This is a genomic window from Actinomyces oris, assembly GCF_001929375.1.
In the GTDB taxonomy this organism is placed as follows: Bacteria; Actinomycetota; Actinomycetes; order Actinomycetales; family Actinomycetaceae; genus Actinomyces; species Actinomyces oris_B.
In genome coordinates this window covers 1-21,520 of the sequence record NZ_MSGO01000028.1, presented here as the reverse complement: position 1 = coordinate 21,520, position 21,520 = coordinate 1, and the positions used below count along the sequence as shown (strand labels likewise).

15 protein-coding genes are annotated in these 21,520 nt (G+C 70.1%); 6 read left to right on the top strand and 9 right to left on the bottom strand.

Annotation, left to right across the window (positions count from 1 at the left end; all coding sequences use genetic code 11):
• Positions 1-3 precede the first annotated feature (3 nt).
• The 5 genes from BKH32_RS06250 to BKH32_RS06230 form a co-directional block, all read right to left on the bottom strand.
• Positions 4-519: a GNAT family N-acetyltransferase gene (locus tag BKH32_RS06250; RefSeq protein ID WP_075249138.1), complete on the bottom strand. Its 516-nt coding sequence runs from the start codon at positions 517-519 to the stop codon at positions 4-6.
• Complete coding sequence (locus tag BKH32_RS06245; RefSeq protein WP_075249137.1) at positions 516-821, bottom strand: DUF1778 domain-containing protein; 306 nt, start codon at positions 819-821, stop codon at positions 516-518. The genes BKH32_RS06250 and BKH32_RS06245 overlap by 4 nt, the downstream gene beginning before the upstream one ends.
• Positions 822-1,183: 362 nt before the next feature.
• On the bottom strand, positions 1,184-1,801 hold the full coding sequence (locus BKH32_RS06240; protein ID WP_075249136.1) for an Imm5 family immunity protein: 618 nt from the start codon (positions 1,799-1,801) through the stop codon (positions 1,184-1,186).
• A 225-nt stretch (positions 1,802-2,026) separates the two neighbouring features.
• On the bottom strand, positions 2,027-2,680 hold the full coding sequence (locus tag BKH32_RS06235; RefSeq protein ID WP_075249135.1) for an SMI1/KNR4 family protein: 654 nt from the start codon (positions 2,678-2,680) through the stop codon (positions 2,027-2,029).
• Between the two features lie 8 nt (positions 2,681-2,688).
• Complete coding sequence (locus tag BKH32_RS06230) at positions 2,689-4,035, bottom strand: DUF4921 family protein (protein WP_075249134.1); 1,347 nt, start codon at positions 4,033-4,035, stop codon at positions 2,689-2,691.
• 168 nt (positions 4,036-4,203) lie between these two features.
• Between BKH32_RS06230 and BKH32_RS06225 the strand changes: the two genes are divergently transcribed.
• On the top strand, positions 4,204-5,814 hold the full coding sequence (locus BKH32_RS06225) for a cation:proton antiporter (RefSeq protein WP_075249133.1): 1,611 nt from the start codon (positions 4,204-4,206) through the stop codon (positions 5,812-5,814).
• Between the two features lie 104 nt (positions 5,815-5,918).
• Here BKH32_RS06225 and BKH32_RS06220 read toward each other — a convergent pair whose 3' ends face one another.
• Entirely contained in the window at positions 5,919-6,461 is a 543-nt protein-coding gene (locus BKH32_RS06220; protein WP_256691169.1) for a GOLPH3/VPS74 family protein, read from the bottom strand.
• Between the two features lie 94 nt (positions 6,462-6,555).
• On the opposite strand from BKH32_RS06220, the gene BKH32_RS06215 reads away from it, so the two are divergent.
• The 4 genes from BKH32_RS06215 to BKH32_RS06195 all read left to right on the top strand — a co-directional run bounded on the left by BKH32_RS06215 (position 6,556) and on the right by BKH32_RS06195 (position 11,929).
• Entirely contained in the window at positions 6,556-10,254 is a 3,699-nt protein-coding gene (locus BKH32_RS06215) for a DEAD/DEAH box helicase (protein WP_075249132.1), read from the top strand.
• Between the two features lie 285 nt (positions 10,255-10,539).
• On the top strand, positions 10,540-10,791 hold the full coding sequence (locus BKH32_RS06210; protein ID WP_081376717.1) for a DUF4244 domain-containing protein: 252 nt from the start codon (positions 10,540-10,542) through the stop codon (positions 10,789-10,791).
• Between the two features lie 200 nt (positions 10,792-10,991).
• Positions 10,992-11,306: a TadE family type IV pilus minor pilin gene (locus tag BKH32_RS06200; RefSeq protein WP_075249130.1), complete on the top strand. Its 315-nt coding sequence runs from the start codon at positions 10,992-10,994 to the stop codon at positions 11,304-11,306.
• A 218-nt stretch (positions 11,307-11,524) separates the two neighbouring features.
• On the top strand, positions 11,525-11,929 hold the full coding sequence (locus BKH32_RS06195) for an Rv3654c family TadE-like protein (protein WP_075249129.1): 405 nt from the start codon (positions 11,525-11,527) through the stop codon (positions 11,927-11,929).
• A 223-nt stretch (positions 11,930-12,152) separates the two neighbouring features.
• On the opposite strand, the gene BKH32_RS06190 is transcribed toward BKH32_RS06195, so the two are convergent.
• The 3 genes from BKH32_RS06190 to BKH32_RS06180 form a co-directional block, all read right to left on the bottom strand.
• Entirely contained in the window at positions 12,153-14,279 is a 2,127-nt protein-coding gene (locus BKH32_RS06190; protein ID WP_075249128.1) for an ABC transporter ATP-binding protein, read from the bottom strand.
• The gene (locus tag BKH32_RS06185; RefSeq protein WP_075249127.1) at positions 14,276-16,009 is read right to left on the bottom strand and encodes an ABC transporter ATP-binding protein; all 1,734 of its coding nucleotides are present in this window, start codon (positions 16,007-16,009) and stop codon (positions 14,276-14,278) included. Before BKH32_RS06185 ends, BKH32_RS06190 begins: the two co-directional genes overlap by 4 nt.
• Positions 16,010-16,206: 197 nt before the next feature.
• Positions 16,207-19,071 carry a DEAD/DEAH box helicase gene (locus BKH32_RS06180; protein WP_075249126.1) on the bottom strand — a complete coding sequence of 955 codons (2,865 nt, stop codon included), beginning with the start codon at positions 19,069-19,071 and terminating at the stop codon, positions 16,207-16,209.
• 470 nt (positions 19,072-19,541) lie between these two features.
• On the opposite strand from BKH32_RS06180, the gene BKH32_RS06175 reads away from it, so the two are divergent.
• Positions 19,542-21,173: a hypothetical protein gene (locus BKH32_RS06175; protein ID WP_075249125.1), complete on the top strand. Its 1,632-nt coding sequence runs from the start codon at positions 19,542-19,544 to the stop codon at positions 21,171-21,173.
• Positions 21,174-21,520 lie beyond the last annotated feature (347 nt).

The following is a 21,520-nucleotide window of genomic DNA, read 5'->3' as shown; positions in this document are numbered from 1 at the left end:
GGGTCAGGAGGACCCGAGCATCCGGCTCAGCTGCTTCATGGACAGCAGCAGGTGCAAGGTGTTGGCCGGTGAGGGAAGAAAGTCGCCGTTGGCGAGGTAGAAGGCGCGCGCCTGCTCGTCTCGGCAGTGCACGATGAGGGCGGCGGCGCCCACTTCTCGGCTGAGCCTGTAGCACCGCTCGATCGCGTCCTTGAGCAGTGCTGCACCAACGCCCCGCCCCTGAGCCCGCTCGTCCACCGCGAGCCGGGCCAGGAGGATGCACGGGATCTCCTCAGGGCGGCTGCGGTGGTTGAGTCCCTGTGGCGCATCGTCGCGGGAGTATGTGGCCGTCGTGATGGCGTAATAACCGAGAATGACGCCATCTTGGGCGGTGACGTACACGACGGCGTTGTTGACTTTCTGGTTCTGCCATGCGTAGCGCTGGAACCAGTCATCCAGCTCGGTGGCCCCGCTGCGGAATCCGGCCGTGACGTCCTGGCGACTGAGGCGCCGAGGGGCCTCGAGGCCTCCGGCGCTCACGATTCGTCGTCAAGGTCGATGCGGGTCCCGAAGGGGGAGGGGCGGTTCCACAGGCGGGCGAAGCGGGACGTCTCCTCCAACGGAGCGTCCAGCACAGCCTCGATGGCATCGAACTGCTCTGAGGTCACGGAGAACCAGCGGCGGTCGGCAAGAACACGCTCGGCTTCACGTGTCGCTGAGGACAGGATGAACTCGCTGACGGAGCGGTCTGTCTGGGAAGCGGCCTGTTGAATGAGAGTCTCCTGGCGCGGCGTGGCGCGCAGATCGATTCTCTGGGTTCTGCGGGCTGTTGAGATCGGCATGCTTCGGCCTCCTTGGTGGTACGGATAATGTACGTACAGGTGGGAGGGTGTGCAAGGTCAGCGACGTGCACGGAGGCTTATTCACAGGACTAGCCGACGACGGCATCTGCGCAGGTCGCAGCACCTTTGAAGGATGCCGTGAATAAGCCTCACGGTGTGGCCACTCGGGCTGGGTAGGTCCGGAGGATCGCAGCGCCCTGGGCGGCTGAAGACGCCGCGCGGGGCCGCACTCGGTACGTCAGCAGAGGTGTCGCTCATGGTTTTCAGTCTCCTTCCCCAACGAGGATCATTGTCGGTTTGAACCCTGCCGGGCAGTGGTCATCCTGTTCCTCTGGATCGAAACTCATGAGGAGAGGGCGGGGTCAGCTGGCGAGGACGGCTGGGATCGCCTCATCCAGGTACCACATCCAGAAGGCCCGACGCGCAGCCACGTCGGTTTTCTCAACCGGCATTGAATTTGTTGCTCCAGAAACTGCGACTGCGCAACTGTAGCTGGGATCTAGTGCGTCCGGAAGCAACTCATCGTCATCAACCAGGTCTTCATCGATTTCTGCATAGAGGTCTCGATGGCAAGCAGAGTCGACCATATGAGAGGCGGCATCGGCCACCATAGCTGAGCGCAGCGCGGTGGGATCTTCAGCGCCGCGTGCCTCAACGTCATTGAGAAAACTCTCACTGCGCACCCCGGCCTCGTCGGTGCTAACTGTCTGATCTATTAGCTTCTGCGTCAGAGAGAGCATTTCTTCGACCCCATTATCTCCAGGGAAAGCCATCTCCCAAACGAACTGCACATGACGTACACAAGCCATGTGCAGGTGTGTGCGATCCCGGTAAGATCGTTCGGCGTCATCGACATCTAACATGGTTTTCCAAATTTGCGTGCGGGTCGCCAGTGACAGGATTCCCTTGACGTTGTCGTCACTGGAAAGCTCACACCTGGCTGCTTCAATGCTCGCGTTCAGTGCCGCCACGTCAATCATGCCATCGGACTCCTGTCCAGGATAATTATCAGAATCCCGTAGATTTATTACTGCTTGGTGATGGTTTCATCGGCGTCGAAAAAATGATGTTCCGCCAGGGGGGACGACGGGGCGCCGCAATCCCTGCTGAAGTGCGCGAACAGTAGCAGTGACTTTGTCTAAGCCGAGGATGACACGGGTCGGGCTTCAGGTTGCGACAAGCAGCGGATTCGCTCGTGCTGGGAGCTACAGGTCGTCGCGGCGGGTCTCCTCGATGATGGAAGGGCTGTCGGGGCGGTCGATAACAGCGTGAGGCACGCCGTCAGGCTTGGGGCCGTCCTTCCTTCGGATGGACTCTGTCTCCTGTTTACTGAGCTCCATCATGGACAGGTAGTAGTCCAGGAAGTCGTCGTATCGCTCAATCACTTCACCGCGCACCCAGGAGACGGCGCCCGCTGCTGGGGTGCCGGGCTTTCCCATGAGGGCGACGTCGATCGACTCCAGCGAGGCGGCTACGGGGAAGTGGTCGGCGGCGATGACACCGTCAGCGGCCATGGCCTCGACACACTCCTCCAGCTCCAACTGGGTCTGGCCGGCCTCGTGCAGCTCGCCGCCCAGTAGGTCGGAGGTGGAGAAGGCCGTCATGTCCAGGTAGAAGTAGGGCCAGCCGTTGGAGGCCAGGAGAAATCCGCGGTAGGACTCCGGCAGGCGGAAGCCCAGCTGGGCCTCCGCGCGGGCCACGGTCTCCTCCGTGGCGTGCACGTGTGGTAGGGCGTAGTTCCATATGCCTTTCCAGTCGGCCTCCATCCGCGCCTGGACGATCATCCACCCCCAGCCGATGTAGTCCGGCCACGTAAACTCCTGAACCCCCTGACTCGGTCGGCTCTCGTCGCCGGGCACGTCAGCTCCTACGGCCGGGCGGTGAGGACCGGGTTGTACAGGAGCCGGTTGGGCGTCGTCGGGCACTCCTCACCCACGGCCATCGGCGCGATGAGCCGGTCGGCCCGCAGGTCCTCCAGGCGTGCCACCACGCGGTCGCGCAGCGTCCACGGGTCGATGGTGTTGAGGTAGATCTTCGTGCCGCCCTCGAAACCCGCCAGGGTCGACACCCGCCACTTGAGCGTGATGTGCCAGGGCATGGGCTGATCCACGTCGAGCGGCTTGTGGTGCCACTCCTCGTTGCTGGGCACGTCCGCGCCCGTGGCCGCGTGCAGGGCGTGCACCAGGTCGGAGACGGCGTCGACCTCCTCATGGCTCATGAGCCACGGCTCGGGCATGGCCGACGTCGAGTACACCTCCAGCGTCGGGTAGCGGTGCCCGAACCCGGCGAAGGCCACCGCGTGCTCGTTGCTCGCCACCAGCAGGCCCTGGTAGGCGGCGTAGTCCACCGCCATCTCGTTGTACAGGTTGGGGTTGACCCGCACCTTCTGCAGCTCCAGCTGACTGGTCACCCCGCGCTCGTCGATGCCCACCAGCTGCTTGTGCAGGTGGTCGAAGCTCGCCCCGGCCGGCCGCAGCCAGTTCTGGAACACGGCCACGTAGCGCACCCACCGGTTGGCCTCGTACAGGCTGTGCATCGCATGGATCGCCAGGCGCGTGTAGGCCCGGTGCTCGGCCACGCTCAGCGTCCCCGAACCGGCCAGGCCCGTGGTGTCGAGAGCCTCGTCGGTGAAGTGGCGCCGACCAATGATGACGTCGTGCCCCCCGGCGAAGAATGCCGCCAGGAAGGTGCGGCGGGCCCGCTCGCTCATGGTGTCCCAGGAGCCCGGGTCCGCGCCCGCGGCCGCCAGCTTGGTGCGCGCCACCCGCTCCACGTGCTCGACGCCGGCCGGGTCAGCCAGGTAGGCCTCCATACGTTCGCGGGCGTCGTCGGGGATCTCGTAGCCGTGGTTGGTGTGCCAGTAGTCGAAGGAGAGGATCTCGAAGAGGTTGGGCACTCGCCGGAACTCGGCCACCGTGTCGAACAGGGCGGAGGCGGCGACGGCGTCGAGGCGCTCAAAACCGCCGTCGGCCCCGCGCACGACGCGCGCCTTCTCCGGGGGCGTATCCAGGTAGCGCGCCGAGCAGAAGGCGCAGCTGCGGGTGCGGTCGGCCTCATCCAGCGGACGGACCTCCGCCACCGGGTGCGAGATGGGCCGGTTGGCGCGGCCCGGCACGGTCCACACCTCGGTGCCGGTGAAGGGGCTGATCTGCTTGACCGTTCCATCGGCCAGGCGCGTGAGTGGTTCGGCGGAGGGGGAGTACGGCATAAGCATGCCTCCATTGTGACCCCTTATGGCGGCCCGCGCGCCCGGTGGCCCCGATGACGGGCCCGGCCGGCCGAGGTCGGGGTAGTCTCACTGGCTCGTGCGGACCTGCGCCGGGCCCGTCCCTGCGCCCCGCGCCTCCCACACCCCGCACCCGACTGGAGACAAGGAGACGATATGGCCGAGGTCTTCACCTCCCTGCTGCTCATCGTCGCGGTGGCCTTCGTGGCGCCGCTGATCTCCTGGACCATCCCCAAGCGGCTCGTGCCCGAGGTCGTCCTGCTCATCCTGGGCGGAATGCTCATCGGCCCCCACGGCCTGGGGCTGGCCGTCGAGGACTCCTCGATCGAGCTGCTGCGCGAGCTCGGCGTCGCCTTCCTCTTCCTCATGGCCGGCTACGAGATCGATGTCAACGAGCTGCGCGGGGCGGGCGGGCGCCACGCCGCCGTCGCCTGGCTGCTCTCGCTGGGGCTGGCCTTCGGCGCGGTCAGCGTCATCGGGGTGACCGGAGGGGCGGCGTCGGCCAACGGCATCGCCATCGCCACCGCCATGACCTCCACGGCCATCGGCACGATCCTGCCGATCCTGCGCGACCGCGGTCTGCTGTCCACGGCGGTGGGCGCCTCGATCCTCAACCACGGCGCCGTCGGCGAGGTCGGGCCGGTCATCGTCATGGCGCTGCTGCTGGGATCGCGCTCCACCTGGGCGAGCATGGTGATCCTGGGCGTCTTCCTCATCATCACCCTGGTCATCGTCCGCTTCACCAGCCGCGTCAAGCGCGTGGGGCGCCGCCTGGTCGAGGCCATCCACCTGGGGGCCTCGACGACGGCGCAGACCACCATCCGGGCCACCGTCCTGCTCCTGGTGGGGCTGTGCGCCATCGCCGCCATCTTCGACCTCGACGTCATCCTGGGGGCCTTCGCCGCCGGCTTCGTCCTGCGTCACGCCCTGCCCGAGGGCGACGCCGAGTTCGAGGAGAAGCTCGACGGGCTGGCCTACGGGTTCTTCGTCCCGATCTTCTTCGTCACCTCCGGCATGGGCATCGAGGCCGGGCTCGACGGCGGGGACATGGTCAACCTGCTGGCCTTCTTCGTGCTGCTGGTGCTCGTGCGGGGCGTGCCGGTGTGGCTGGCCTCCCGGGCGGAGCGCCGCAGGGACGGCTCGCGCGCCTACTCGATGCGCCAGAGCCTCCAGATCGCCGTCTACTCGACGACGGCCCTGCCCATCATCGTGGCCGTCACCCAGGTGGCGGTCAGCGCCGAGGCCATGTCGACCTCCTTCGCCTCCACTCTTGTGCTGGCCGGGGTGCTGTCGGTGCTCGTCCTGCCGGCCGTCGGGCTGGCGCTGGGCCACCAGAGCGACCATGCGCCGGCCAATGAGGTGATGCGCGTGGTCCAGGGGCCGGCCGCTCCCGACGGACGCACCCCCGAGGAGGCCACGGTCCCGGTCGGCGAGCAGGTCTCGGAGCCGCGCCGACCGGCGTCGCCGCCTGGCGGCATCAGGCTGCCGGCGAGGGAGCGCACCCCGGCGACAGGAGTGAGGCGACCGGCGCAGCCCGACCTGGTGGGCCTGCCGGACCTTCGCGAGCAGGCGACGCCGGCGATGGCGCGCCTGGCCGAGCTGGGGATGCACGCCCGGGGCCTGTCGCTGGAGGAGTCGCACCGCCTGGCCGCGCGCCTGGCCGAGATCGAGCAAGAGCACGCCCAGTGGCGCGAGCGCTGGCACCACGTGCGCAGACACGGCGCCACCTCCCGGGCGGCCCGACGTCGTCGGCCCCGCGGCGAGTGACGGCCCCCGTCGGCGAGCCGGGCATTTCTCGCGTAGCCGGGCAGAATTTCTGTAGGGCTACGCGAGAAATGCCCGGCTCGGCGGGGCCGGGACGCGGCCCCGAATCAGCTGGACGAGGCCGCTGCCCCGGCGCTCGCGGCCGCCACGATGGCTATCGTCACGGCCTCCACGGCCCGCTGCACCGCGCGCCCCACGGGGCTCTCCCCCGAGATCTCCTGGATCCGGCGCTTGAGCTCGCCGCGGCTGAGACCGGTCTCCTGCTGAGGCAGGACGGTCGGTGCGACACTGAGCGCCTGCAGGATCGACAGCAGGGCGACGTCGGAGGCGGTCGGTGGCTGCACCCCGCGCAGGGCGGCGTCGATGCGTGCGCGCAGCTGCCGCTCGGGGACGGGGTCGAGCGTGGGGTAGCTGGGGTGCAGCGAACCGAACGGCCCGCCGGTGTGGATGCGCACCACCCCGGCCGCCTCCAAGGACTCGGCGATGTGGCGGGTGGGGTTGAGCTTGCCCCAGGAGACCAGGGAGGAGAATCGCTTGCCGTCCTTGGCGGGCAGGATATCCAGAGCCCGGTCCAGCACGGGGTGCCCGGTCGTCCCTCGTTCTCTACCGGCTCCTCCGACCGGGCCGTGGCCGCCCTCACCCCGGCCCACGTGACGGGGCGAGGGCGGCGCCGTTCGCGCTGGGCGTGCGATCGGCGACCGGATGGCGCCCGAACGTGTCGCACCCCGCGTTTAACCTGGGGCCATGGCGCGCGCGATTCGGTATGACGACTGGCCGGTGGAGCTCACTGATGACCAGATCATCACTCGGGTCGGCCACCGAGCCTTTCTGCGCGGTCTGGACTACGCGCGCAAGGGACGGGTGCGCGGCATCGGCGTCGCCGGGGACGGGGACATCATCACCGCCCAGTCCAAGGGCTCGGGCGCGCACACCTACCAGACCATGGTCTTCCGCAAGCAGGGCGCCCGCAGCGCCCCGGCGTCCTGGGCCGGCACCTGCTCGTGCCCGGTGGGCAGCAACTGCAAGCACGTGGCCGCCCTGCTCATCACCGCGCGCGCCCTGGCGGAGGAGCCCGACGACGCCGCCCCCTCCGGCCAGGTCTCCCTCTGGGAGAGCCGGCTGGCCGGCCTGCTGCGGGTGGAGCGCGCGCCGCGCCGTCGGATGGCCCTGGAGATCATCGACGACCCCGGCAGCATGTGGGGCACTCCTGCCGGTCTGTCCATGCTGCCGCTCATTGAGGGCAAACGCGGCTGGAACCGGCAGGGCGCCTCCTGGAGCCAGATCGCCGCCGGGGGCCTGGACGACGACGTCGACCCCACCGTCATGGGTGTCCTGCGCGAGCTGTCCGGCATGGCCGGTGGCTACGGCTTCTACTACGCCGACGACCGCCTCTCCCTGATGACCGCTCCCGCCCGCGTCTGGGACGTGCTGCGCCGCGGGGTGGCGGCCGGCCTGACCCTCACCACCGCCCAGCGCCACGGCATGCCCGTCCACCTCGCCGAGGGCCTGCGCGGCGGCGTCCACCTCACCCGGGAGGGCGACGGCGGTGTCGCCATCACCCCCGCCCTGGACTTCGACGACGTCGAGGAGCTGCGCCGCCTGCAGGTCCCCGGACTGCGCCTGAGCTTCTCCCTCATGCCGATCGGTGACCCGGTTCATGGCTTCTACACGTGGATGCCCGGGCGCGAGCTGCTCCTCATGCCTCTCGAGCCGCGTCCCACCGAGGCCCTCTCCCGGGTGCTGCTGGGTGACGGCGAGGCCATCACCATCCCGGCCGGGGACGTCGAGCGCTTCGAGACCGAGCACCTCGAGGCCCTCACCCGGGCGCTGCCGGTCCTGTCCGCCGACGCCTCCATCCGCATGCCCCGCCCCACGACGCTGCGCGCCGCGCTCGCGGTCCACGTCGATACCGCCGAGCACCACCTGACCACCGAGTGGTCCGTCCGCTACGTCGGCGAGGACGGCGAGGTCCGGCACGCTCACGGCCTGCCCGACCTGTCCGCGGCGGCCGAGGGCCGTATCGAGGGCGGGACCGCCGGCCGGGACCTCGAGGGCGAGACTCGCCTGGCCCGCGAGGTCCTCAACCACCTGCTGCCCCTGGCCGGCCGGCACCCGGCCCTCTGGCAGCCCCTGGACCTGCGCGGCATGGCCACGGCCCGTTTCATGACCGAGACGCTGCCGGTCCTGCGCGAGCTGGAGGCCTTCGATATCGAGGTCGACGACGACGTCCCCGACTACCGCGAGGCCGACGCCGCCCCGGTCATCACCACCAGCGTCAGCGACGACGAGGACCGCCCCGACTGGTTCTCCCTGTCCGTGCGCGTCCACGTGGGTGAGGAGGAGATCCCTCTGGCGCTGCTCATGGCGGCCGTGGCCACCGGAGAGCCCGAGGTGCTCCTGGAGTCGGGCACCTGGGTGAGCATCGACCGTCCGGAGATCGAGGCCCTGGCCCGCCTCATGGAGGAGGGCCGCGAGCTGGCCGACCCGCAGGCGCAGGGTGCGATGCGGGTCAGTGCCCTGCACGCCGGCTACTACGAGGTCCTGGAGTCCCTCGGCGTCATCGGGCAGGCCACGGCCCGCTGGAAGGAGCGGGTCGGGCGGCTGCTGGAGCGGGCGCGCGCCGCCGAGGCCGCAGCCGAGCCGTCCGGTGGGGCCGCTGACGACGCGGATGGTGCTGGTGAAGGGGCCGGCGGGGTGTCCGTGCCCGAGGGGATGCGGGCGACGCTGCGCCCCTACCAGCTCGAGGGCTACCGGTGGCTGGACTTCCTGCGCCAGGCGGGCCTCGGCGGGGTCCTGGCCGACGACATGGGACTGGGCAAGACCGTTCAGGTGCTTGCCGCCGTCCAGCGCCTCATCGAGCAGCGCGAGGAGGCCCAGGGGCGGGCGCCGGCCGACGTCGGCACCGACTCAGGGGGCGCCCTGCAGGACGGGTCGGGCGGCCCGGCCGCCGAGCCGACCGACTCCGGTGATCCGGAGGGGACCGGGCCGGTGCTCGTCATCGCGCCGACCTCCGTCGTCGGCTCCTGGGTGGAGCAGGCCGAGCGCTTCTGCCCGGGGCTGCGGGTGCGGGCCGTGAGGCGGACCGCCGCCAAGCGCGAGCAGACCCTGGAGGAGATCGTGGAGGGCTGCGACGTCGTCGTCACCTCCTACACGATCGCGCGCCTGTGCGAGGAGGAGTTCATCGCCCAGGACTGGGCCTGGGTGGTGTGCGACGAGGCCCAGTTCGTCAAGAACCACACCTCTGCCACCTACAAGGCCGTGCGGCGGCTGCGATCGCCGTCGACCATCGCGATCACGGGCACGCCGCTGGAGAACTCGCTCATGGACCTGTGGGCGCTCATGAGCATCGCGGCGCCGGGGCTGCTGCCCGATCCGGAGCGCTTCGGGCAGGTCTACCGCAAGCCGATCGACCGCGGGGACACCGAGGCGCTGGGGCGGCTGCGGCGCAGGATGCGGCCCTTCCTGCTGCGGCGCACCAAGGAGCAGGTGGCCGCGGACCTGCCCGCCAAGACCGAGCAGGTCCTGGCCGTCGAGCTGGGCGCCAAGCACCGCAAAGCCTACGACCAGCGCCTGGCCCGCGAGCGGCAGAGGATCCTCGGGCTGCTGGAGGAGGACACCGCCCAGTCGCGCTTCATCGCGCTCAAGGCGCTGACCACCCTGCGGCAGATGGCGCTCGACCCGGCGCTCGTCGACGGCGGGGACAGGGCCGAGTCCGGGGGCATCGACGCTGCCGGGACTGAGGGTGCCGCGGACGGCGGGAAGGACGGTTCCGGCAAGAAGCCGGCCCGTGGCGCGAGGGCCGCGAAGTGCAGGGCTGCCGGCGCCCCCGCAACGAGCCGCAGCGGGCCGGGGCGGCAGCCGAGCCCGTCGGCCAAGGTCGAGGTGCTGCTGGAGCACCTGGGGCCGATCCTCTCCGAGGGGCACCGCGCCCTCGTCTTCTCCCAGTTCACGCGCTACCTCTCCGGCGTGCGCGAGCACCTGGAGGCCACCGGTGTGCGAACCGCCTACATGGACGGCTCCACCCCCAACCGGCAGAAGGTCATCGACGCCTTCCGGGCCGGTCAGGCCGACGTCTTCCTCATCTCCCTCAAGGCCGGCGGCTTCGGGCTCACGCTCACCGAGGCCGACTACGTCTTCCTGCTGGACCCGTGGTGGAACCCGCAGGCCGAGGAGCAGGCCATCGACCGCACCCACCGGATCGGCCAGGACAAACCGGTCATGGTCTACCGGCTCGTCTCGGCCGACACCATCGAGGAGAAGGTCATGGCCCTCAAGGAGAAGAAGGCAGAGCTCTTCGCCCGGGTCGTCGAGGGGGCCGGTGAGGCCGAGACCGGCGGTGAGGGCAGTACGGGTGCCGGTGCTGCGGCTGCTGCGGCGGGCTCGGGCGGGCTCAGCCCGGCGGCCCTGACCGCCGCCGAGATCCGCGAGCTCATCGAGGGCTGAGGCACTCGACGTCGTCGGGCGCCGCTGTGGGCCGGCCGTCCCCAACCACCTGCCCTGCGGCCCCTACCCGGTTCTGCCCTGGCGGGGGCCTTCTACGTGATCGGGCGGATCGGCGAAGGCGCGGGCGATCCCCGGGTCCACAGGGCCGGGACTGCAGGTGGTCTCCACAGGGCTGACAAGCCCCTGAGCGCGGGGGCCCGGGACGACCCGATGCTGGTGGTGCGGGCACGGTGCCCGCTGGGGAGCAGCGGTGCGCTGGTCCCCACCGACCAGAGGAGAACCACCATGAGGAGACCCACCAGGACCACCCTGCGCGCTCTGCGCACCAGTGTGATGCTGGCCCGCCCGAGTGACGCCTCAACGGTGCCAGCCGTCCTGCGGCGACTGGCGACCAAGGAGGAGGGCATGGCCACCGCCGAGTACGCCATCGGGACCTTGGCGGCCGCTGCTTTCGCCGGCCTGCTGCTGGCGCTCATGCGCTCGGGCAGCCTGAGCGGGGCGTTGCAGTCCATCATCGAGTCGGCGCTCTCGGTGTGATGTGCGGCGTCATCGCAGCAGGTGGGCGCGCTCGCCCCCGAGTGGCCTGGGCCCCCGGTGGCGGCCGACTCCGCCTCCCGGGTCCCGCATCCCGCCGGCCCTCCGGCCGCGCGGAACCGCATCCCTCACCTGGTCGCCGGCCCCGACGAGGCCGTGGGGGCGGCGACCAGGACGGGTGCACCGAAGGAGGAGAGGAGGGCATGGTGACGGCCGAGACGGCGCTGTCGCTGCCCGCCGTCGTCCTCGTCCTGCTGATGGTGCTGGCGGCGGTCAGCGCCGGCGTCACCCAGCTGCGGGTGGCTGACGCCGCCCGCACCGCCGCCCGCCAGGCCGCCATCGGCCAGGAGGACTACGCCGGCGCCGCCCAGCGCGTGGCCGGAGGGGTGAGCCTCGGCCTCGAGCAGGGCGAGCTCACCTGCGTCACCGCGGCCCGACCCGTGCCCGGACCCCTGGGCGGGCTGGGCCTGACGGCCCGGGCCCGCGCCTGCACCTACACCGAACCGAGCAGCCCATGAGGCGCCGTGGAGACAGGCCCCGACAGGCGGCCCACACCCCGGTTCTGTCGGAGTTGTTGGCCTTCGCTCACCGAGCCGAGCACTTCATGGGCCGCCGTGGAGATACGCCCCGGCAGACGGTCCACACCCCGGATCCGCCAGACCTGCTGGCCTTCGCCGCGCTCGCGACCTTGAGTCGGCAGACCGGCGGGCCGCTCAGCCGCCCGGCTGGACGAGCGGTGCGGCAACCGGCCACGCGGGGTGCGGGGGAGAACCGCCCCGGCTGGGACGAGCGCGGCTCGGGGACCGTCTACGCGCTGGGCGTCATCGCGGTGCTGCTGGCGGCGGCGCTCGGCATCACGGGCCTCATCCAGGCTCAGAGCGCCACCGGCCGGGCCCGGGCCGCCGCCGATCTCGCGGCCATCTCCGGTGCCACGGTCCTGTCCTCGGTCATCGCTCCCGGCGATCCCTGCGCCATGGCCGGGCGCGTGGCTGCAGCCAACGGCGCCTCGGTGAGCTCCTGCTCCGTGACCGGCGAGGACGTCACCGTCAGCGTCGTCGTCCCGACGACGATCCTCGGGCGGCCCCGCCAGGCCACCGCCCAGGCCCGCGCCGGCCCCGTCGACGCCCCGCCCAAGCCGTGAACCGGCACGACCCCTGTCGTCGACACGGTGGCCCGGGCACCCGGGGCTCGAGGACGCACCCTAGCCCTCGACGACGCCTGTCACGGGTACAGTCCGCGAGGCCTACCGTGCGTCCTCGACGGTCGAGACTGGCGAGAATCGGCCTTCACACCGGCGGATGCACCCGGACCTCAGGCCCAGCCTGACCCGGCTCAGCCCCGCCCGGCCCCGCTCAGCCCCAGCCTCAGTCCTCGACGGCGACGGTGGCGCCGCCCGCGAACTGGGCCGCGTGGAGGCGCGCGTAGGCGCCGCCCGCCGCGATGAGCTCATCGTGGCTGCCCTGCTCGACGATGTCGCCGTGCTCCATCACCAGGATGGTGTCGGCGTCGCGGATCGTCGACAGGCGGTGGGCGATGATGAAGCTCGTGCGGCCCTCGCGCAGCGCGTTCATGGCCTGCTGGACCAGCAGTTCGGTGCGGGTGTCCACCGAGCTCGTGGCCTCATCGAGGATGAGCACGGCCGGGTTGGCCACGAAGGCCCGCGCGATCGTGAGCAGCTGGCGCTCGCCGGCGGAGATGTTGGCGGCGTCCTCCTCCAGAACCGTGTCGTAGCCCTGCGGCAGGGCCTTGATGATGTGGTCGACGAAGCACGCCCGCGCGGCGGCCTCGACCTCCTCATCAGTGGCCCCGGGCCGCCCGTAGCGGATGTTCTCGCGGATCGTGCCGGCGAACAGCCACGGGTCCTGCAGGACCATGCCGGTGCGGCGGCGCACGTCGTGGCGCGTCATGGTGGCGATGTCGCGCCCGTCGATGAGGATGCGTCCCCCGTCGAGCTCGTAGAAGCGCATGAGCAGGTTGACCAGGGTGGTCTTGCCCGCTCCCGTGGGCCCCACGATCGCGACCGTGTGCCCGGGGTCCACCCGCAGGGACAGGTCCCGGATGAGCTCGACCTCCGGGCTGTAGGAGAAGCGCACGTGCTCCATCTCGATGACGCCCGGCCCCGCCGGACCCTTCGGCGAGTCCGCCCGGGCGCTGGGGCCGGCCCCGGCCCCGGCGGCCCGGCCGGCATCCGCGGCCTCTGCGGCGTCAGCGGGCGCGGTGCCTGCTGCGCCCGAGGCGTCTGCCGTGCCTGCGGGGGCCGTCGGTGCGACGTCGTCGGGACGCTCCTCCTCGGCGTCGAGCAGCTCGAAGATCCGCTCGGCGCTCGCGGTCCCGGACTGCACGGCCGTGGCCATGCCGCCGAGCTGGCCCAGGGGCTGGGAGAACTGCTGGGAGTACTGGATGAAGGCCTGCACGTCGCCCAGGCGCAGCGACCCGGAGGCGACCATGGCGCCGCCGACCACCGCGATGGCCACATAGTTGATGTTCCCGATGACCAGCATGATCGGCATCATGATCCCGGAGAGGAACTGGGCGCGCAGCGAGGCCCGGAACAGCTCCTCGTTCTCGGCGGCGAAGGCCTCGCGCACCGAGGCCGTGCGCCCGTAGACCTGCACCAGGGCGTGCCCGGAGAAGGACTCCTCCACCCGGGTGTTGATCTTGCCGGTGCGCGCCCACTGGTGGGTGAAGGCCTTCTGCGAGCGCGGCCCGATACCGGCGAAGACCACGCCCATGAGCGGGAACACGATGAGCGCCACCAGCGCCAGCTTCCAGGAGATCGAGAACATCATCCCCAGCACGCCCACCACTGTGAGGATCGCCGTCAGGGCACCGGACAGGGACTGCTGGAGGGTGTTGGTGACGTTGTCGACGTCGTTGGTCAGGCGACTGAGCAGCTCACCGCGCTGGACGGTGTCGAAGTAGCTCAGCGGCAGGCGGTTAACCTTGTCCTCCACCTGGGCTCGCAGCCGGTAGAGGGCCTTGATGGTGATGCGGTTGATGAGCCAGCCCTGGAGCCAGTTCAGGACCGCCGAACCCACGTACAGGGCCAGCACCACCGTCAGGATCCGCCCCAGGTGGGTGAAGTCGATGCCTGTGCCGGGAATGATGTCCATCGCCGAGAGCATGGTGGCGAAGTCATCCATCCCCCGCGCCCGCAGGGCCTCGATGGCCTGAGCCTTGGTGGTGCCGGCCGGCAGCATCGTGGAGACCACGCCCTCGAAGATGACGTTGGTGGCCTGGCCCAGCACCTTGGGGGCCGCCACCGCCAGCACGACCGTGCCCACGGCGGCCAGGGCCACGACCACCAGGGAGGCCCGGTAGGCGCCCAGCAGCCCGACCATCCGCTTGAAGGAGGGCCAAAAGGCCTCGGCCTTGCCCGGGGGCGGCCCGGCGTGCCTGTCGCCCGAGGCGGCCTGCGCCTCAGCGGCCAGCTTGAGGTCCTCCTCGCTGAGCTCGTCGGGGCCGACGGCGCTGCTCGCGTTCTTGCTCATGCTGCGGCCTCCGCCCCGAGCTGGGAGGTGACGATCTCGCGGTAGACGGAGCAGGTGGCCAGCAGCTCGGTGTGAGTGCCGCTGCCCACCAGGTGGCCGCCGTCCAGGACGAGGATCTGGTCGGCCTCGGTGATCGTGGAGACGCGCTGGGCCACGATCACCTTCGTGATGCCGGCTGTGGCCGGCCCCATGGCCTCGCGCAGCCGCGCATCGGTGGACACGTCCAGGGCCGAGAAGGAGTCGTCGAAGATGAGGATGTCGGGCCGGCGCACCATGGCCCGGGCGATGGCCAGGCGCTGACGCTGACCACCCGAGACATTCGTGCCGCCCTGGGCGATGGGCGCCTGAAGGCCCCCGTCCATCTTCGACACGAAGTCCTTGGCCTGGGCGACCTCCAGGGCCTCCCACAGCTCGCCGTCGGTGGCCTCCTCACGCCCCAGGCGCAGGTTGGAGGCCACGGTGCCGGCGAACAGGAAGGGCTGCTGGGGCACGAGCCCCATCTGCGACCACAGCGCCTCGGGGTCGGCCTGACGCACGTCGGTGCCGCCGATGAGCACCTGCCCGCTGCTGGCCTCCAGCAGCCTGGCCAGCAGCCGCACCACCGTGGACTTGCCCGACGCCGTCGAGCCGACGATCGCCGTCGTCGTACCGGGCCGGACCGTGAAGCTCACCTCCGCCAGGACGCGGGCGTCGGCGTCGGGGTAGACGAAGGTGACGTCCCGCATCTCAACCGTTCCGGGAGCCGGGAAGGTGCTGACGGCGTCGGGGGAGGAGGTGATGGTCGGCGGCGTCGCCAGCACCTCGCTGATGCGTTCGGCGCACACGGCGGCGCGCGGGATCATGATCGTCATGAAGCTCGCCATGACAATGCCCATGAGAATCTGCATGAGGTAGGACATGAAGGCGATGAGGGTACCCACCTTCACGTCGCCGTCGCCGACCCGGTGGCCGCCGAACCAGATGACACCGACGATCGTCACGTCCAGCACCAGCATCACCAGCGGGAACAGCAGGACGAAGAGCTGCCCCACACGCTCGCCGACCCGGGCCATATCGGTGTTGGCGTCCCCGAAGCGCTCGGTCTCGGCCTGCTCGCGCACGAAGGCGCGGATCACTCGGATACCGGTGAGCTGCTCGCGCATCACCCGGTTGATGGCGTCGAGCTTGTCCTGGTAGGAGCGGAACAGGGGCAGCATTCGACCCACGATGAGCCCCACCGCCACCAGCAGGACCGGCACCGACACCCCGATCAGCCACGACAGGCCCGGGGCGCGCGTGACCGCCATGAAGATGCCGCCCACCGCCATGACCGGCGCCGTCACCAGCATCGTGCAGCTCATCATCACCAGCATCTGGACCTGCTGGACGTCATTGGTGTTGCGGGTGATGAGCGAGCCCGCCCCGAAGTCGGAGATCTCCCGCTCGGAGAAGCCACTGACCCGGTTGAAGACCTCACCGCGCAGGTCCCGGCCCATGCTCATCGCCGCGCGCGCCGCCAGATACGTCGCCGCCACCGAACACACTCCCTGGGCCAGGCTCACCCCCAGCATGAACGCGCCCATCCGCCAGATATAACCGGTGTCGCCGGTGGCCACACCCTTGTCGATGATGTCGGCGTTGAGGGTGGGGAGGTACAGGGAGGCCATCACCTGAGCGAACTGAAGCACCAGGACGCACACCAGTAGCCCCGTATAGGGGCGCAGGTGCGTGCGCAGTAATCGAAGGAGCATGCTGGGAACGTATCAGTCTCACGTTACGTGAGGGTGGGCATCTCATGAATATGAGGGCGAGCGTCTTATGAATTCACGTTCATGCCCGAGTACTGAGCGGCCTCACGTCGCGTCAGGTCCGGCGGCCGGATTGACCGTTTCGGACGGCTTTGCCGCCGTTCCTGCGAAGTGCGACTCGCAAAGCAGCAGGTCGAAGCTCAGTTACTTCTGGTTACTGGGCTGGAGGGTGCGTCAAAGTCGTCCGCTCCGGACAGTTCTCGGTGAGCGGAGTCGGCGGTTGAGGGGTCCTGGGGCGCCGTCTCGAGCAGGAGCCGCAGCAGGACGGCGGCTCCTGCCTTGTCCAGGGGCTCGTTGTTGTTGCCGCACTTGGGCGACTGCACGCAGGAGGGGCAGCCGCTCGCGCAGCCGCAGCCCTCGATGACGGCCAGCGTCGCCTCCAGCCAGTCGCGCCCGGCCCGGTAGCCGCGCTCGGCGAAGCCCGCCCCGCCGGCGTGCCCGTCGTGGACGAAGACCGTGGGCGTCCCCGTCTGCGGGTGCATCGCCGTTGACAGCCCGCCGATGTCCCAACGGTCGCAGGTGGCCAGCAGCGGCAGCATCCCGATGCTCGCGTGCTCGGCCGCGTGCAGGGCCCCGGGCAGATCGGTGGGCTCCAGGCCCGCCGCCTCGCAGACCTCCTGCGGGATCGTCCACCACACGGCGGCGGTGGGCAGCACGTGCTCGTCCATCTCCAGGGCGTGCTGGGAGACGACCTCCCCGCCGGGCAGCGCCATCCGCTGGTAGCCGGTCACCTGACTGGTGACCTCCACCGAGCCGAAGGACCAGGTGATGGCCGCCGTGCCCCAGGGCTCGGGCTCGTCGCCGAGGGCTGATTCGGCCCGCCCGCCACCGACCGGATCGGAACCGGTACTGGCTGGATCGGAACCGCCGCCGGAGCCGGCCGGCCCTTCGGGCTTGCGCGCCGACGGCTCACGGAAGTCGCCTGGCGTCGTCTGACCCGGCCGGCCCCAGACCTGCTGCTCGCGCTCGGCGATGATGCGCACGCTCGAGCGCGACCGGGCCCGCGTGCGGTAGCCGACCGCCGCCTGCTGCCGCACGAGCGCGACGTCGTCGGCCAGCTCCTGGACGACGTAGACGCGCCCCTGGTGGACGTAGACCGCGCCCTCGTGGACGGTGGAGTCGGCGGCCGCGCCGTCGACCGTGCCGATGACGACGCCCGTGTCGGCCTCCACCACCGGGACCTCGGGCGGCCCGTCGCCACGCAGGGAGGTCAGGTCCTGGGGCCGCCCGGGCAGGTTCACGTTCCAGAACCAGCCCGTGGGCCGACGCCGCAGCGCGCCCCGCCCCTCCAGCTCGCGCAGCAGGGCGTCGTCGGACAGGCCGAACAAGGCCAGGTCCGAGGCCCGCAAGGGCGCCTCGGAGGCGGCCGCGCACAGGTGGGGCGCGAGGACGTAGGGGTTTGCCGGGTCGAAGACCGTGGCCTCAGGGGCGGCGAAGACCGCCTCGGGGTGGTGCACCAGGTAGGCGTCCAGCGGGTTGTCGGAGGCGATGAGGACGGCCAGGCCGCGGCCACCGGCGCGTCCGGCCCGGCCCGCCTGCTGCCCCAGCGAGACGCGCGTGCCCGGCCAGCCGGCGATGAGGACCGCATCCAGTCCGGTGACGTCGATGCCCAGCTCCAGGGCGTTGGTGGTGGCCAGGGCCCGCAGCCGGCCCGAACGCAGGTCGGACTCCAGGGTCCGGCGCTCCTCGGGCAGGTAGCCGCCGCGGTAGGCCGCCACCGTGCCGACGAGCTCGGGCAGTGAGAGCCTCAGCGTGTGGCGGGCCCGCTCGGCCACGACCTCCGCCGAGCGACGCGAGCGCACGAACACCAGCGCCCGGGCGCCCACGCTCAGCAGGTCCACGAGCAGCTCGGCGGCCTCGACGACGGCGCTGCGCCGCGCCGAAGGGTCCTCGCCAGGGTCGCCCGAGTCCGGCTCGGCACTGCCGGGCGGGGTAGCGCCGCTCGTGACAGAAGGCCGGCCGTGGGCGGCGGAGGCGGGAAGGCTGTCGTCGTCGGTGCGCGCCGGCCGGGGTGCACCGGAGGGGGAGGTGCCGTTGAGCGCGGCCGGGCTTGGGGAGCCTGTGGGTGCTGGACCGACCTCGCTGGGGGCCGGTAGTACCCAGGGGTCGCGCAGGGCCGGCTGCCACAGAGCCAGGGTGCGCTCCCCGGCGGGGGCGGCGTCGTCGGTGACGGCCACGACGTCGTCGGGCTCGACGCCGATAAGGCGGGCTGCGGTGAGGGCCGGCTCGGCCGCCGTCGCCGAAGCGCACAGGACCACCGGCTGCGGGCCGCGCGGGCGCAGGCGCGCCACGAGCCGCAGGAGACGGCGCAGCACGAGGGCGACGTGCGCCCCCAGGATTCCGCGGTAGGCGTGACACTCGTCGATGACGATGTAGCGCAGGCCCCGCAGGAGGCGGCTCCAGCGCTCGTGGCCCGGCAGCAGGGAGAAGTGGAGGAAGTCGGGGTTGGTCAGGACGACGTCGGCGTGGGCGCGCACCCAGTCGCGCTCGGGCGGGGGAGTATCGCCGTCGCAGGTGCCGGCGCGCACCGTGCGCAGGGAGCCCGCGGGCGTGCCGGCCTCCCGCTGGGCGGCCTCGAGCTCACCGATGAGCCTGGCCAGGGCTGCGGCCTGGTCGGCGGCGAGCGCCTTGGTGGGGGAGAGGTAGAGGGTGGTGGGGCGCCGGGTGTGGGCGGAGATGCGCGAGTCGGCGCCGGGGGACTGGGCGGCCAGGATGTCGGAGAGCGCCGGCAGCCAGGCGGCCAGGGACTTGCCTGAACCGGTGCCGGTGGCCAGGACCGTGTGGCGGCCGGCGTGAGCGGAGCAGGCGGCAGCGGCCTGGTGCGTCCAGGGGTACTCGACGCCCAGACGGCGGTAGGCGGTCACGAGGTCGGGGTCCGCCCAGTCGGGCCAGTCGGTGTGGCGTCCGGGGCGGGCCGGGGTGCGCTGGAGGTGGACGAGCCGGCCGTCGCGCCCACCGATGGACTCCAGGAGCCCGGTGAGGTCGCGTGGGGTCCGGTCTGCCATGGGGCACAGTGTGCACCACCGGTGGATGGAGGCGTCCGTCGGGTCTCGGCGGTGGGCTGTGACACCACTCGCCGAGCGAGCCGGCGGCCTATCCCTCCGGCCGTGTGCGTCGGGGTCTGGGGCTTAGGGGTGGGCTGAGTAGGGGGCTGGGTGGTCGACTGTGAGGTCTTGGTGTCACGTTTGGCGACTTTTAGGTCGCCCATCGGCTGACGCCCCCGAGCCTGTGCTGCTCTGACCAGCGCGAATGTGCCGGAGCGCGACGGTCATCGGCTAGGAGCGCCCCTAAAAGTCGCCACTTGTGACACCAGTCGCGGAGCGGGCCGGTGGTCTGCCCTCCGGCCGCGTGCGCCGGGTGTGGGGTTAGGTGCTGCGGGCCGAGTCGGTGACTTTAGCCGCGTACGAGGTTGTCGTCCCCCGGGACTACTGTTCCTCCGTAAGCAACCGACGAAGACGTCTGGAGGAGCAAAACAATGGGTGCGAACGAGGGCGAGGCCTCGCTGGAGACACAAGGCACGAAGACCGAGCTGGCTCTCTTGGAGGTGGAGCCCGGCGTCGCTGTCCTCTTCGGAGAGGTTGCGCCGGAGGGATGGGACGTCGAGCCCTTCGGGTTGGGACACCGCAGCGACCGCGAGATCGTCGACGCCTTGAGCAACGCCGTCGGTACCGCCAACGCCATGGCGCAGGGTCTGGGAGGGCTCGCCTCCGCTCAGGGACTGGTCAGGCTCGCACCGGAGACAATCCGTAACCTCAAAACCATGCGGACCATGGTGGAAGGTAACTACAATCTGGGCGTTCTTAAGCAGGGTGGCAAGTTCGCCGCCCACATCCGCTGGGCGCCAGCCGCGGGCGCCCAGGCAGCATCTGTTCTGGAGAACCTGGGCCCTTCGCTCGCGCTTCTGGCGATCAGCGCTCAGCTCACCGCGATCTCCAACAAGATCGATGAGAACATCGAGCTGACCCGCGACGTGCTCAAGGCCCTTCGTGAGGATCACTGGAACACGCTCGCAGGCCTGTGTGACACCGTCGCCGGCGCCATTGACGAAGCGCGCGAGGTGGGAACCGTGACGGCGCGTATTTTCGGCCGCGTCAAACATCTTGAGGATTCGCTGCGTAAGGAGCGCAAGACCTTCACCGCTTATCTCGACAGGCACCTGAAGGAGCTTGAGACCGACTACGCTGGCCGACGCGACTATCTGAGAGACAATGCCGAAGACATCATTGCGGATACTCAGGGCTTCGTCATGGCAGAGACTGCTTACTATCGTTACCTGATGCTCCGAGCCGCAGAGATCGCGGCCGACGAAGACCGCACTGCCGGGGACGACGAGCTCCTGAGACTCCTCGCCAGGCAGGTTCCAGCGGAGCGCCGAGACTCGATGGACAGGGTTGCCAGAGTCCTTGAGAAACTTGATGTCCACTGCCATCTCGCTGACATTGTGAGTGGCCGGAGATGGAGACTCCGTGACCTCCGGTCCCGGCGCTCCAGCAGCGTCAACCAGACCGTGACCGCCATGATCGAGTATGTCGACCGTTTACGTGGCGCGGTCTACGAGGAACCCGCCGCGCTGAGGCCGAGTATCACGGTCGTCAAGGACAAGGATGACGCCTTGAGGCGCGCTCTCGACGTCCTCGCGTGGGTGCTGCCCCGCGAGGAGCCCCTTCTCGCCCTGGCAGAGGTCTCTCAGAGCGGTTTTGCCAAGGCCATCCCTGGTTCTGACGCCGTCTCCGGGGGTACTTCGGGGCGTTTGATGGGCGCCGCCAGCTACCTCGGTATCACGCCGACGCGGTTCTTCCTCACTTCGCAGTCGGCGCTGACCGGAGACGGGAGCATCGAACGAAGCGTTCCCCTGTCGGAGCTGCGTTACGTGCGTCTTCGGGAGGGAAAGAAGGGGAAAATCCTGGATATCATCACCAAGGACGACAACATCACCGTGAACTTCGATACCTGGGCCACGGAGGGGGCTCAGTGCAACGAGGTTCACCGTGTGGCGGATCTGCTGATGTCCTTCGTCAACCTTCCCCAGGAGGAACAACGCTCCATGCCTGAACTTCAGCAGATCAAGACCCGTCGTGAACTCTTGGAAGGTGAGACAGTCGCGTAACTGCGATGACGCGGTCGGTGCAATGGTGCTGACGGCGGTCGTTAATGTCCGCCTCCGGTTGACGAGTTCGTGGGTTAGCCCGTGTGTTCGGGGGGTTAGGGGTACGACTGCGGCATCTCCCTTACGACTCTGTGTGCGCTGGCGTCTGGGTGGGCTTAGTGGTGGGTCTCGGCGGTGTGCTGTGAGGGCCTTGGTGTCACGGTTGGCGGCTTTTAGGGTGTCCATTGGCTGACGTGCCTGAGCCTGTGCCGTCTCTGACCTGCGCATACGCGCCAGGGCGTGACGGTCATCGGCCAGGTGAGCCTGGAGTGCGTGGTGTTTCTCGGACTGGGGGAGTTTTTCTTCCC